Below are 14870 nucleotides of genomic sequence, written 5' to 3' on the forward strand. Positions count from 1 at the left end.
AGAATTACAGAAACGATTCTGCTTATGCAGGATAAATTAAAAATTTCCCATTTGATCCTTTAACCTTTATATAAAATAAGGTATTTAAATGTTATAAACAAAAAACGTAGAAATATTTAATTCCTACGTTTTTTAAAAGTTAATTAATCAATTAATATATTAATTGATTTACTATTATAAATCTTCAAACTCATCAATTTCAGCTTTACGCTTTAAAAATATTTCTATATCTTCATTTTCTCTTTCTATTAAACCCAGAGCGTGTCTATCGTTTAAAGCTAATTCTTTATAACCCCACATGTATTCTATTGTTGTCGCTTTGCTTTGTTTATGGTCCGCAAAATACCATTCTAAAGGTTGTAAAGGGTTCGATACTTCGAACAATTCAGCTGGGTACCATGAAGGCAAGTTTTCATTTTCACCCAAGATTAGATAGTCTAATTCTCCATCCAATGAACTCATACCATAAACCACATATTCCTTATGGATTTCTAAATTTATTATCGAATCTCGATTATATCCTTGTTTTAATAAACCCTCTGAAAAAGTATCTCCTGAATTTTTTATACACTTTACTTTCATATACAAGCTCCTATCAACAAAAATTAATTTTTAAATTTAAAATCATCAAATTCGCCTGTTCTAGTATTTTTAACATAATGAATTTCTACACCATTTACATTATGCGCCATTTTCACCCATCCATCTTCTTTCGGCCATCGAGGATCTGTCATTGGTATTCTCGTTAGAACGATTCCTTGCGGATTTGATTTAACCTCTTTCATTGCTAATTGCTCTTCTAATGTATTTGCAGTGGTTCTACCTGTAGAGCCCCTTCCTAATACTTTCACTTCATGTTTTGTATTCTTTGCTGCCGCTTCTAGTGCTTTACCCTTCTTTTCAAGGTCACCAATCTTCCCTACAACTTTACCGATAACCCGTGTTGTACCACCAGATACGACAGCCAATGTGCCCCATGCATAATCGTCTGGACCATATTTTTGACCTGTTATTAAGTTTTCTCCTTTAATAAGTTGTCCAATTTCTATTCCTGTACCAACTATAGGTGTAATACCCAATGTAAATGATAAATCTCCGTCATTAGCACGATTATAAATACGAGATGGATCTCCACCTAAATCACGCAATGCGTTATTCAAATTAATATTCCCAATGTTAGCTGCCGCTGCAGGAATATTATACTTATGTTGGGCAATTTTTGAAGCTGTTCCCATAAACGCATTTCCAAAGTCTAATCCTGTATTAACATCATTATAGATACCTGGTACTCTTTCTTGAAATGCTTGTAAATCTTTTGCTATAACTGGAACATTTTTTCTTGTTACTTGTACAAGTTCCTCCATCCCAGGTTTCGCCGCATCTATAGAGTGTTTTAATCGAATCGTACTTGTTGCAATGTTTCCTAAATCCTCAAATGTACCATTGTCGTGTAATACTTGCTGAATACGCTTATGACTCTCTGCTAATTCATGAAACGCATCTGTAGTTTGTTTTAAATACACATTAAATTGATCCTGGAACTTTAATACGTTTTGTGTATCTTCCATGATGACTGCATAAATTTGATTATTAAACTCTACCATTTGATCAAGAGATTTTACCACTTCTTGCTGGAATCGAAGCATTTCCTTAGACCCTCTAAGGATTAATTCTGAAAAATGCTTTGCTCGGTCTTCTGCATATTGTCCAAGATCATCACCATAAATTCCAGCTCTTTTTGCATCAGCCTGAAACATTTCTATCAGCTGTCGCATCTCTTCTTTTGTTAAGTGGTCCCAGTCATTTTTAATTTTTTTTCCCAGGACTTTCATTTTTTGATCAAATTCTAGTATTTGTTTTTTCTGTTCTTCTAGGTCATGTTTCGCATCTTCAGCGTCTTTTGCAACATTATTCATCAATTCAATTGAATCAGTGGTACTATTTTCTAAATCTTGTAGAGTTTTTAATGTATTATTGAGTAAAGGCTCGTCACTTTTGATGTATTTAAAAACACCTTCAAAAATTTTCAATTTACCGTTTAATAAAGATAACGGTGTCTTTGCTTCTTGGTCAAAAATAATGGCATCATGGATACGTACATACCCTTTTTCACCTTTATATTTTACTTCATACCAAGAACCAACTTTTCCTGTTACTTCTATTAATTCTCCAGTATTTACTCGCTTTGCTCGTAAAACTTTCTTTAAGTCTGGTTCTGGATATACTTTTTTTACAAGAGATTCTAACGTGATCCAACCTTTTATCATTTCTCCATCTTTATTAAAAGAGAAAACTTTGTCTTTATAGGTAAAATCTCCAGTTTGTAAGGCACCATTTGGATGTAACAGATACCAATCATATTCTAATTTCATCCAACCACTTTTTGGTTCACTTTCATAACTAAAGTAGTACGGTTTTCCATCTACTTGTTGCATACCTCGGGATAAGATACCACTTTTATCAAAATAATGCATTTTACCATCAATATACTGAATACCTTTTTGTAACGCACCGGATTTATTCGCATAATATTTCGCGCCACCTATATCAACCCAACCGGTTTGCATAAAGCCATCAGGTCCAAAATAGTATTGTTTATTATCAATGGTCTGAAGGCCTGTTACACGACTTCCATTTTTTAAATAATACGTCCATTTCCCCTCTTCTTGCACCCATCCTTTTGCATTATCAAATAACAACATAGATTTTAATTGTTGGAAATCATAATACACATTATTTACGTTCTCAATTAACTCGTGAATTTCTTTCTCCTGGTTTTTAATTACATTTGGAGGAAAGTATTTTTCTGGATCTTTTTTATACTCTGTTAGTATAAATCGCGTGAGGCTTGTTCCTTCTTTTACAACATCCCAAGAACGTGTGGGATTTTCTCCTATGACTACGGATTCAAATATTCTTACATACCCTATTTCTCCTTGGTATTTTACTTGATACCAAATACCTTGTTTACCAATAACCTCTAATATATCTCCGTCTTTTACAGGCTTTGATTCCAATAAAAATTTTGTTTCCGGTTTAGGATACATTCTTTTAATTTTAGAACGTAATGTAATCCATCCTTTTTCCATTTCCCCATATTTATTAATTTCAAATTGTTTCCCTTGATAGGCAATAACACCTGTTGCATATTTCCCATCACGTATATAACTCCAAGCTGTTCCTGAAAAACTCCATCCGGTTTGTAATTTTCCAGGTTCTTTATAATGAAGCCATTCATTTCCGACTTGTTTTTTCCCTTCAAACAACCTACCATCTTTGAAGAATTCATATTCTATTCCATCTAATGTGATTGTTTCTGTTCTTTTACTGCCATCTTTTTCATAATAATACCAATTCTCATTTTCCTTCACCCAGCCTACTTTATTTAAAACTTCGGCTGCCGCTGTAAATGTTGGTGCATAGGTAGAGAATAATAAAAATAATGATACTATAAGTCCTATGACTTTCTTCATACTCGCATCTCCTTATCAATTCATTAAAAACTTTTTAATTATATATTAGATTTTAAGGTTATTAAAAATATTCATTATAAATATGCATAATTGCATATTTATATTCTCGATAGTGCGATCCCAATCATATTGGGAAGGAATCTTTTCCGTACCCCTAAGTTATCTTTACCCCAAAAAGAACCTGTTTTCCATGGAAAACAGGTTCTTTTTCATTATTACTTCTCCGCTATACATTCTTTTATTTTTTGTACTCAAATAATTAAGATTTTTAAATAAAAAGTTTCGAAGTGAAATCCTTCTTCTCTTTTGCTCAAAATAGATAGAGTATACTACAACAGTATTGGTTCTTTAATTAATGGTAAATACTCTATACTCATAGCATAATTTAATAACAAATTGATATACTCTTGATTTGGCTCTAAACAATGTACATTCTTCAAATATCCTTGCGTGTATAAACAAGATGGTATAGCTACTGATAGCTCTTCTACAGATTCTAATAAAGGCATTATGAGCTCTAAAGCTTTCTGTTCATCAGTAGTTAGATTCGTATTAAAAAACTTCTCTATATACTTCTCTTGTTTCATTAACAGGATATCGTATCCAAATGCTTGTAAACTATTAATAAATTGGTCCCATTTAAGCTGATGTGGATTACAAATATGCATGGTTTTATTTACTGTATTGGCCTTATAAGATAATTCAGTAATAGCTAAACTTCCATAGTCTACAGGCGTTAAATCTACATACGTATTAACGTCAGGAGCTATGCTAGATAGGCATATTCCTTTTAATAATCTATAAAATGCGTTTTCATTAATATTGTATTGAAATTTACCTGTTTTAGAGTTACCAACTAAATTCCCCACACGGTATATCGTGGCACGAACTCCTTTTTCTATTGCTTCTCTGACCATTTTCTCGCCTTGAAACTTACTTTCCAGGTACAGATTATCTAAATTTTGTCCTCTATCAAAATTAGACTCAAAGAATTCAAATTCTTTTGGATCGCTTTCAGCCTGACCTACTACACTTAAAGTCGATATATAATGAAAACGTGCATTTGTGTTCTTAGCTAATTCCAATAAGTATTTTGTAGATTGAACATTTACCTTTTGAAAATGCTCACGTTCTCCATAGTGTCTAACTTCTCCACCACAATGTATGATTGACTCTACCCTATTCTTTAAATGGTCCAATTGCTTTGAATCTAGACCTAGATTGATCAAAGATAAATCTCCTTCAATTAATTCTACTCTCTCCTTCAACTTTTGGAGGATTTCTTTACCGAAATAAAACTCCATTCTTTCTTTTAACTTTGCACCAATTACTTGATCCTCACTTTTTCTTACTAAACAGTAAATAGTCGTAGATGGTAACTGTAATAACCGTTCTAAAATATGTGCTCCTAAATATCCTGTTGCCCCTGTAAGGAAAACTGCCTTTGGATAATTCACCATATCTAACTCACATTCTTCTAATTTAGTTGTTTCATAAACAGGAGTCGTTTTCGTTTCATTTTCCATACATGCTACATTCATATTTTTCTCTTTCTTGAACGACATATCTTCCATCTCTTCAATATGAGAGGCTAATTTTTCTATGGTTCTATACTTAAAGAAATCTTGAATTTTCAAGTTAGGGTATAACGGTTTTAATTTGACTAATGCCGGCATAACTTTTAAAGAATGTCCACCCAAATTAAAGAAATCATCTTTTAACCCTATAGATTTTACGTTTAGAACTTCAGACCATACCTTTGCAATGTTTTTTTGCACTTTAGTTTGAGGTTTAAGTTTACACTCATCGTTTTTCTCATGATCAAACTCTATTTTTGGCAGTTTTTCAAAATCAATTTTCCCGTTCGCCGTTATTGGTATTTCTAACACATGAGAGTAATATTTAGGGACCATATATTCTGGCAATACATTTGATAAGTGTATTGCTAACTTATTTTTCTCTATCCGTATACCGTCCACTGTTTTATAATAAGCTTGCAGTAACATTCCATCTTCCGTTTGTGTTACCACCGCCTGACTTATCTCCTCAAGTTGTAACATTGCATCTTCTATTTCTCCTAATTCAATTCTGTGCCCTCTAATTTTAACCTGCTTATCTTTTCTTCCCATAAATTCTATATTTCCATTTGGTAACCATCTCGCTAAATCACCTGTTCGATATAATCTTTTACTCTTATTTTCCGAAAATGGATTCGAAATAAATGCCTGTTTTGTTTTCTCTTCCTGCTTCCAATACCCTTGGGCCAATCCTAAACTCTCAATATATAATTCACCCATGCCCCCTACCGGACAAGGTTGCATATATGAATTCAATATATGAACCTTTGTATTAGAAATTGGAATACCAATCGGTACGCTTCCTAAAAGATTATTTTCGCTTTCTAAGACTGGTATGAAATAATACATTGCTGAAACGGTTGCTTCAGTAGGGCCATACTCATTTACCAGCTGTACTTGGTTGTTAAAAGTACTTTGCCAACTTCTAATAGCATTTGTTGATGCAGCTTCCCCTCCCATTATTATAAATCTTAAAGAACGTATCTTTTCGCTATCCAGTTTAGTTAATGAAGTCGATAATTCATTGAAAAATACTGTTGGTAAGTCAGAAATAGTTGCTTGAGTTTCTTGAATGGCTTGAGCATATGCGACAGTTGAATAGCGCTGTTCATCACTTAATACATATAGTTCCGCCCCATTTAACAAGGTAGAAAAAATTTCTGATACTGAAGAATCAAAACTATGGGAATAAAACTGTGTTACTTTATCATTTGGAGAGATCTGAAATACTTCATTTCTCCATTCAACTAAATTTAATACTCCTTTATGCGTTAATAATGTACCTTTTGGTTTTCCTGTTGAGCCTGAAGTATAAATTACATATGCCAAGTCATCTGGTTTATTTAAAATTTTCACATCATCATTTATAGTCGTACGATATATATCCTCTATTATTGAAACCTTATAATCACTTACATTCAAATGACTTTTGAATTTGTAACTCGTTATAATTCTACATGCCTCACTGTCACGAACTATATAATTTATTCTATCCTCAGGGTATTTTACATCGATTGGTATATAGGCAGCACCGGCTTTTAATATTCCAAGCATAGAAACGATACTATTCATACTTCTATCTAAAAATATGGCTACCTTATCACCTCTTTTTATACCTTTTTCGAGTAAATGTTGAGCTACTTGATTAGAGCTCATATTTAATTGTCTATATGTTAAAGATTCCGTTGCAGTCGCTATAGCAATCCGATTGGATTGTCTATCTACTTGCATATAGAATTGCTCCTGTATATTTTGAAAATAAGGATATAGTCTTTCTGTATGATTTACCTTTTTATATAAAGATTCTTCTTCCTGTGATAGGAATGAAAGATTTTCATATGCTACTGTTCGTTGATGAATGAATGCGTCCAGTATAGTAAGTAAATTTTGAGTAAACCTATTAATTGACTCTTCCTTGAAGAGATTAACATCATACTCAAATGAAACCCCTACATAATCAAATCCTTCCTCAACAGCTAAAGAAATGTCAAACTTACTAATATCTTGTTTATTAGGTAACAATTGAAGCTTGTACGCATCATGTTGCTGTAGAATATCTTTCTGATAACTAAACATAGTAGAAAAGATCGGGTTATTTCCAAAGCTTCTATCAGGATTTATTTGTTCAATTACTTTATCAAATGGGTACGATTGGTTTTGGAAAGAATTCAAACATTTTTCTCTCACTACTTGTAATAGCTGTGTTAAATTTTTCACATCATTTAATTGTGTTCTAATTGCTAGGGTATTTACAAAGAATCCTTGTATTTGTTCAAATTCTTGATGATTCCTTCCAACAACCGGTGTACCTACAATAATATCTTTTTGATCCGTTAGATAATGTAACAATTGAATATACGCTGCTAAAAATAGCATATACATAGAAACATTCTCTTGTTCACATACTTGTTTCAAAGACTCTTTCATTTCATTATCTAACTTCATTTCAAATACTGTACCCTTATTTGTACTTTGACGATTCCTACTAAAATCTAAAGGAAGATTTAGTATAGGAAGAGGTGCTGCAAGTTCGGCCATCCAATAAGATTTTTCCGTATCCCACCGACCTAAATTTAACTGCTCCTGTTCCCACTCAGCATAATCTACATATCGATTAGAGATAGTTGGCAACTCAGGATTTCTACGTTTTGCAAAGGCACTATATACCTTCATTAATTCATCTAATAAATTCCTTACACTCCACTCATCTGTAATAATGTGATGTAAATTGATATATAAATAAGAATTTTTCTTATTCAGATTAAAAATTCTAATCCTAAAAAGAGGGCCATTTTCTAAATCAAATGGTGTATGATCCGTTTGATTTATTGTTGTACGTATATATTCTTGTTGTTCTTTTTTAGACATGTGTTCAATCTCATCGTGAATCAAATCAATCGCTATTGAGTTTAAGATGACTTGTCTAGGCTCCCCATTTCTTTCAATAAACACTGTTCGTAGCATTTCGTGTCGTTCAACTAAAAACCTTATGGTATCTTGTAAAATATCCTTTTTTAAACTCGGCTCAATATATATGTGTAGTGGTGTATCATATACTCTATTAATGGCGTTATACTTATTTAAAAACCAGATTCTTTTTTGAGCACTTGATAATTGATAACTTTCCTTATCTGCAACTTTTAATACTTGCGTCTCCTGTTCTTCCCTATCATGATTTACTGCCATTAATTTATCGATGTAAGCAGACAGACTAGCAATCGTTGTATGCTCAAAAATATCTCTAATTTCAATTTTTAGATGAAACTCTTTTTGAATTTGATTTAACACTTGCACAGCAATCAATGAATGTCCCCCAAGTTTAAAAAAGTCATCATCTCTGCCGATTCTATATTTCCCTAAATTTAAAATCTCTGCCCATGTTTTTGCCAATCTTTTTTCTGTTTCACTTATTGGTGGGACATATTGCTTCTGCATGTTTTCAAGTAAAGACGGGATTTGTAATTCTAATTTTTTTCTATCTAGTTTCCCGCTTGGTGATACAGGAAAACTTTCAAGGTGAAATACATAATTTGGAATCATAAAATCTGGTAAACTTTCACTTAAGAATGTTTTTAATGCCTCTTGTTTTAGTTCTGTATTGTCTTTTGATAAATAAAAGCTAACGATTTTGTCGTTTTGATAAGTGAATACTACAGCATCTCTCACTTCTGGATGTTTAAATAATGTTCCTTCAATTTCATCCAGCTCAATTCGATACCCACGTATTTTTACTTGATTATCTTTCCTTCCGATAAATTCTAAATTTCCATTCGGTAAAAGACGTACTAAATCTCCAGTACGATGCATCTTTTTATCGTGATTATAGGATTTATCGAAAGAAATAAACGCCTCTTTTGTTTTTTCCTTTTGATTTAAATATCCGTTGGCAACTCCATCACCGCCAATAAATAACTCACCTACTACACCTGGCGGACATAACGTATTAAATGGACTAACCACGAAAACTTCACTATTAGCAATTGGTTTACCTATTGGGATATTAGAGATTTCTTTTTGTATCTCACCATTTACTTCATACATCGTTGCACATACAGTAGTTTCAGTAGGACCATATGCATTAAGAACTGGAATCTTTAACCCTAATTTACTTTGCCATTTACGAACTGATTCAGCAGGTAAAGTTTCCCCTCCTACAAATACACGTTTTACAGAATTTAATTTAAGTAACATTTCTTTTGGCATATCAGCTATTAATTTAAAAAACGCAGTTGGTAAAACCACATTTGTAATACCATTCTTTTGAATTACATTTATAAATTTCTCTGCTGAACGTTTTTCGATTTCAGAAATTAAATGCATTCTTCCTCCACATAGCAAAATCGGAAATATTTCCATAATGGATGCATCAAAAATGATCGTTGCAAATTGTAAAAATACATCTTCTTTTCCTAAATGAAATGTATTGATTACTGAATATGATAAATTAACTACGCCTTTATGTGGTACAACGACTCCTTTTGGCAAACCTGTTGAACCTGACGTGTAGATAATATAAGCTGCATCTTCTATGGTATGTGTAGGCGTAATATTTTCTATGGAATTAGCGTAATGAAAATCTTCTAGATAAATTGTATGAATCGCAAAACTTTCAACCAATCCCCTGTATTCTTTCTTCGTAATAATCATTTGACTTTCGCTATCTTTTAAGATGTATTCTATTCTTTTTTCAGGAAACTTTGGATCAATTGGTACATAAACTCCACCTGATTTTAAGATGCCTAGAATCCATACAATGGTATCAATCTCTCTCTCCATTGTAATACTTACACGTTGTCCCTTTTTCAAATCATTTTCACGTAAATAATTCGCTATTTGATTTGACCTTTGCTGCAATTCATAATAGGTAATGGATTTATCCCCCATTGAAATCGCTATTTGATTTGGCGATTTTAATGCTTGTAAATCTATTAATTGATCTAATGTTTTTGAATTAGGATATGTAAGAGCATTTGAGTTCATTTCTTTGTATAGACGACAATCTTTCTCTAAAAGCAAATCCAATGAATGGATAGGCTCGTTTACATTCTTCATTAGTTTTTGTAACAAATATATATATCTTTCGACTAAATCACTAATACTCTCTGATTTATATAATGCTGAGTTATAGTCAATCTCAATTTTATTCTCTGTTTCCCCTTCATATCGCATTATTCTCCAAGTCATGTTAAAAGGATTTACTCTTTTACAATCTGTTAAAACTGTTGACTCAATATCAGGAATTTTTAACTCCGGTATCTTCATCGTATTAAATGCTGCGGAATATATCATATTATGATTTGTATTTGTATTTAGATTTAAATCTTTTACTATATGTGGGTAAGGATTATGTTTATACGTAATAGCTAGATGAATAGATTTATTAACTTTATTAAGTATCCCCTTAAATGTCTCTCCCTTTTCTATTTTTATACGTATAGGTACTGTATTAACAAAATAGCCAAAAGTATCTCGTTCTTCTGTATGTGGTCTAGTATTAATTGGAATACCAACAATTATCTCTTCAGCATTTGTCATTTGATGAAGTAATGTACAATAAGTACTTAACATTACTCGATAAATACTTATATTATTTTTTTTAGCAAAACATTGTATTTGATAAAATAGATTCGAATTAATATTCTTGCTTATATTTTTATCTGTATACCTCTTTTCATTCATTTTATTAAAATCAATATGAAACTCTGTAGGAGTTAATTCACCTTGTAAATAATCTTTCCAATAAGATGATCCTTCTTTATATATTGCACTATCAATAAAACCCTCCTCATACTCTACGAGGTTCTTATAAGGAGATTCAAATTCTACATTCGTCTTCCCTTGAAGTAATTCACCATACGTATTGGATAATTGTCGGATGAAAACTCCTAAACTCCATCCATCGTAAATAATGTGATGAAACATTAAATGTAAAACAAATGTATCTTCACTGAATTTAATAATGTGGAATTTAAACAAAGGCCCCTCTTCTAAACTAAATTTCTCATTCACTATAGATTCTAAGAAATTTTTTAAAATAGATTTTTGTTCTGTGTTTTTAAAAGCAGTTAAATCTTTAATTGGTATATCAAATTCTACATTCTTTTGAATTAATTGCTTTATTTTTTCATCCCTCTTCTTAAATATTGTACGTAGCGCCGGATGTGATTGCACTATTTTAGTAAGCGTTTTCTTTAAAATCTCAATTTGAAGATTCCCTTTTAACTTTATTATAATCGGTTCATTGTTCATTCCTTTTTCTATTTCCATTTGATGAGCTATCCATAATGCTTCTTGGCCTACTGTTACATCTAATTCTTCTACAATTTCATATTTCTTTTGTATTTCTTTCATATGAATTTCTCCTTTTATAAATATTTAAAAACGGATAATATTTACAGTTACAACTATATGTACATATTCTGCAATTTGTAAATCTATATTTTCCGACTAAATTCAACATTTATTTTACTTATTGCATAGTTATTAAAATTATGAATAAAACTCATATTTATACTGTAACAGTTCATACTTTTATTCAATTTAAGCATAAAAAACCATTTCACTAATAATTCTAATTTCTTTTTATACAGTATTCTTGCATATATTTATTAAAGTAAATTGCCTAATTTATTCTCCGAAAATAAATTCAAGAATATTCCAACTGGTCACTATATATACTTCTTATAACATAAACTGTAAAGGAGGAGTCCGTACATAATGGAATATAGATTATTAGGTAACACAGGATTAATAGTTTCAGAGATAGGATTCGGTTCTTGGGCAATTGGTGGAGATGAATGGGGTGCAGTAAAAGATAATGAATCACTTGATGCAATTGAGAAAGCAATTGATCTAGGGGTCAATTTTATTGACACTGCTGATGTTTATGGATTAGGTCATAGTGAAACACTCGTTGCAAAAGCTATAAATAATCGAAGGCAAGATATAATCCTTTCTACAAAAGGTGGTTTAATTGGTCATCATTATGACCCCAATCAACCAGCCGTTTATGGAGATCCTCAAAAGATCATTGATGCGTTTGAGGCTAGTTTACTGCGGCTTAAAACGGATTATATAGATGTGTACTTTTGTCATATTTGGTGGGATAAACCGGAAGAAACAGAAGCCTTTCTACAAGCTTTCCAAACCTTAAAAAAATCTGGCAAAGTAAGAGCTGTTGGCGTTTCTACTAATGATTTAGATTATATTAAACATTTTAATCAGAATGATGATTTAGATGTTGTACAATTCGATTATAGTATTCTGAATAAAGAACCTGAAAAAGACATCCTTCCTTATATTAAAAAACATAATTTAGGTGCTGTGATAAGAGGTCCACTTAAGATGGGAATTTTAACTGGGAAATTTAATCATGAAACTCAATTTCCAAACGATGATTTAAGAAAAGATTGGCCAAAAGAAAAGTGGTTTAAAGATAGCTTACACACAGTAGAGAAATTACGTTCACTTGTACGTTCAAATCGAAGTTTAGCGCAAGTTGCTTTACGTTATGTTTTAAGTCACCCAGCCGTTTCAGTTGCTATTCCTGGTGCAAAAAATTCTACCCAGGTTGAAGAGAACTCTTCCCACTTAACTCGTCCATTATTATTAGATAATGAAATTGAATTCATTAAACAACTTTGATCAAATAATTATTCTTCCATAAAAAATTATGCTGATTTTTCTACCAAATCCATACTACTACTTCTTCTCCACTAGAACATATCTTTAGCACTTCCACCCTATTTTTTTATCTTTTCCCAACAATATCTACATTTTATAAGGTAGTTGAACCCTTTTATCCAACTACCTTATAATACGTTCTAAATTATATTAAAATATCTACTACACTAGTTGAATACATGCTAAGGCAACATGCAAACCGAATAAACAATTAATTCAGAAATATTTTTAGAAACTTCATTATCTCATAATTACTTTTTTTAAAATAAATCAAAAAATTTTTCTTTACTTTAAATTCCATAATTCATATAATCTTCTATGGAATTACATTTTTTTCTAAATAGCTCCTCATTTCTAAGTATTCAAAAGGGCAATTACAAATTATTATACCCTTATATTTAACCAAGTAAAATAAAAATCCAGTTTTTCACAAGGAGAAGTGACTGCATGCAAGATATTTTAAAACTATTTCCGAGCGTTGACGGAAATGAAGAAAAACAACAACTTTTATTAGAATCTATGCAGAAAATAATTAAAAATCTTGACCAATTAAAAAATGAAGAGCGAGCTACTTTAGGTAAATGTGAGGAAAAATCAGAAGGATACTACAATGGCTTAATTCACCAAAGTCATATTCCACTAGCTGGAATCACTATGTCTGAGGTTATAGAAGAGCTAAACCAATTTATGAATGGACATCCGTATCCAAATAAATATTACTTGTCTAATGCTGTACCACTACCAAGTATACCTTCACTATTAGGGGTAATGACAATGGCACTTTTAAATGGTAATGGTGTTTGGGATGTATATGGTCCAGGGGCAGCTGAAGCAGAAGTGAAAGTGGTATCCATGCTTTCAAAACTGATAGGTTATAATCCACATAATAGCGGCGGCTATACAACATGGGGTGGACAAGGATGCGTGTTTTCTAGCCTGCGCTTAGCAATTTCTAAACAATTCCCATCAGCAAAAGAACATGGCGCTCCACAAAATGTATATTGCTTTGCTTCTGAAAATGCACATTATAGTTTATTAAAGTCAGCTGAAGCAACTGGTATTGGGTCAAATCACTTAATAAAAGTGAAAACTGATCCTTATACAAGTTCTATGGATATAGAAGATTTAGAGGCTAAAATGATACAAGTTATTAACAATGGCGGTATCCCCCTTTATATTCTAGCTACCATGGGATCAACAGACACATTTACTATTGATGATATAAGAAAAATTAAAGAGAGCGCTGAAGCAATACAGAAAAAATATAAATTAAAACCGATTTATATCCATGCTGATTCTGCAATGGGCGGATTCTATAGTTTCTTTAATAATTATAGTTTTGAAGAAAATTCACTCTCATTTGAACCTAATGTGAAAAATGCCTTACAATACGTACAAGATAAAATGCAATATATGTCCCTTGCAGATAGTGTATGTTTTGATTTTCATAAATTAGGACAAACACCTTATGCTTCAAGTATTTTAATCGTAAAAAATCATACTGATTTACAACTGATGGACATTGAACAAGATGACACACCTTATCTTGGTAATAGGTCATATGGAAGTTATCATACAGGCTATACCTTAGAATGTTCACGATCTGGTAGTGCTATTCCAATGTATATCAATCTATTAGCCTTCGGAATTGAAGGATATCAAAAAATATTAGCAAATTATATTCGTGTAAATCTATTATTTAGAGAGAAGTTGCGCAAGGCCCTACCCCAAGTCGCAATCACAAATGATTTTAAATATGGACCAATTACAACTTTCCGCTTCTATCTGAATGGAGATGGCCAAGAAAATTGGGAAAAAGAACGAATAGGCCTTGCAACAAAGGAAGAAATTGAGGATACAAACCGATTAAATATAGAACTATTTAATTACCTAGGAAAAAATCGCGATCAAGTATTTTTTGGTGATACAACTCGTTCTTGTGTAGTAGATGTAATAAACAGTTATGATAGAAATCCGATTTCTACATTAAAATTCTTTTCTATCTCTCCATATACAACTGTTGAATGTATAGATGAGATCGTAGAATTTCTTTATGAACATATTTCGATTGCTACTAAACAGATTCATTCATATGTTTCATAACCATATTTGTTAGCGCTTTAATAGTTAAACTTAA

5 protein-coding genes are annotated in these 14870 nt (G+C 31.7%); 2 read left to right on the plus strand and 3 right to left on the minus strand.

Features of this window, described 5'->3' with window-relative positions; translation table 11 throughout:
* Positions 1–174 precede the first annotated feature (174 nt).
* The 3 genes from ACS2FK_RS24075 to ACS2FK_RS24085 form a co-directional block, all read right to left on the minus strand.
* Positions 175–582, minus strand: coding sequence for a hypothetical protein (locus ACS2FK_RS24075; protein WP_063549837.1), 408 nt, complete (start codon positions 580–582; stop codon positions 175–177).
* Positions 583–605: 23 nt separating this feature from the next.
* A complete protein-coding gene (locus tag ACS2FK_RS24080) occupies positions 606–3473 on the minus strand; it encodes an N-acetylmuramoyl-L-alanine amidase family protein (RefSeq protein WP_063549835.1) in 2868 nt (955 codons plus the stop codon).
* Between the two features lie 329 nt (positions 3474–3802).
* On the minus strand, positions 3803–11401 hold the full coding sequence (locus ACS2FK_RS24085; RefSeq protein WP_063549833.1) for a non-ribosomal peptide synthetase: 7599 nt from the start codon (positions 11399–11401) through the stop codon (positions 3803–3805).
* A gap of 366 nt (positions 11402–11767) precedes the next feature.
* On the opposite strand from ACS2FK_RS24085, the gene ACS2FK_RS24090 reads away from it, so the two are divergent.
* Positions 11768–12694, plus strand: a complete 927-nt coding sequence (locus ACS2FK_RS24090) for an aldo/keto reductase (protein WP_063549831.1) — start codon at positions 11768–11770, stop codon at positions 12692–12694.
* Positions 12695–13180: 486 nt separating this feature from the next.
* Positions 13181–14836 (plus strand): pyridoxal phosphate-dependent decarboxylase family protein, encoded by a 1656-nt coding sequence (locus ACS2FK_RS24095; RefSeq protein WP_063549829.1) that lies wholly within the window; start codon positions 13181–13183, stop codon positions 14834–14836.
* Positions 14837–14870: the final 34 nt, after the last annotated feature.

The organism is Bacillus cereus group sp. BceL220 (genome assembly GCF_051776965.1).
GTDB classification, from domain to species: Bacteria; Bacillota; Bacilli; order Bacillales; family Bacillaceae_G; genus Bacillus_A; species Bacillus_A cereus.

Excerpts from the sequence above, each read along its gene's own strand:
- ACS2FK_RS24085 (WP_063549833.1), bottom strand. The coding sequence starts at position 11,401 with ATGAAAGAAATACAAAAGAAATATGAAATTGTAGAAGAATTAGATGTA.
- ACS2FK_RS24075 (WP_063549837.1), bottom strand. The coding sequence starts at position 582 with ATGAAAGTAAAGTGTATAAAAAATTCAGGAGATACTTTTTCAGAGGGT.
- ACS2FK_RS24095 (WP_063549829.1), top strand. The coding sequence starts at position 13,181 with ATGCAAGATATTTTAAAACTATTTCCGAGCGTTGACGGAAATGAAGAA.
- ACS2FK_RS24080 (WP_063549835.1), bottom strand. The coding sequence starts at position 3,473 with ATGAAGAAAGTCATAGGACTTATAGTATCATTATTTTTATTATTCTCT.
- ACS2FK_RS24090 (WP_063549831.1), top strand. The coding sequence starts at position 11,768 with ATGGAATATAGATTATTAGGTAACACAGGATTAATAGTTTCAGAGATA.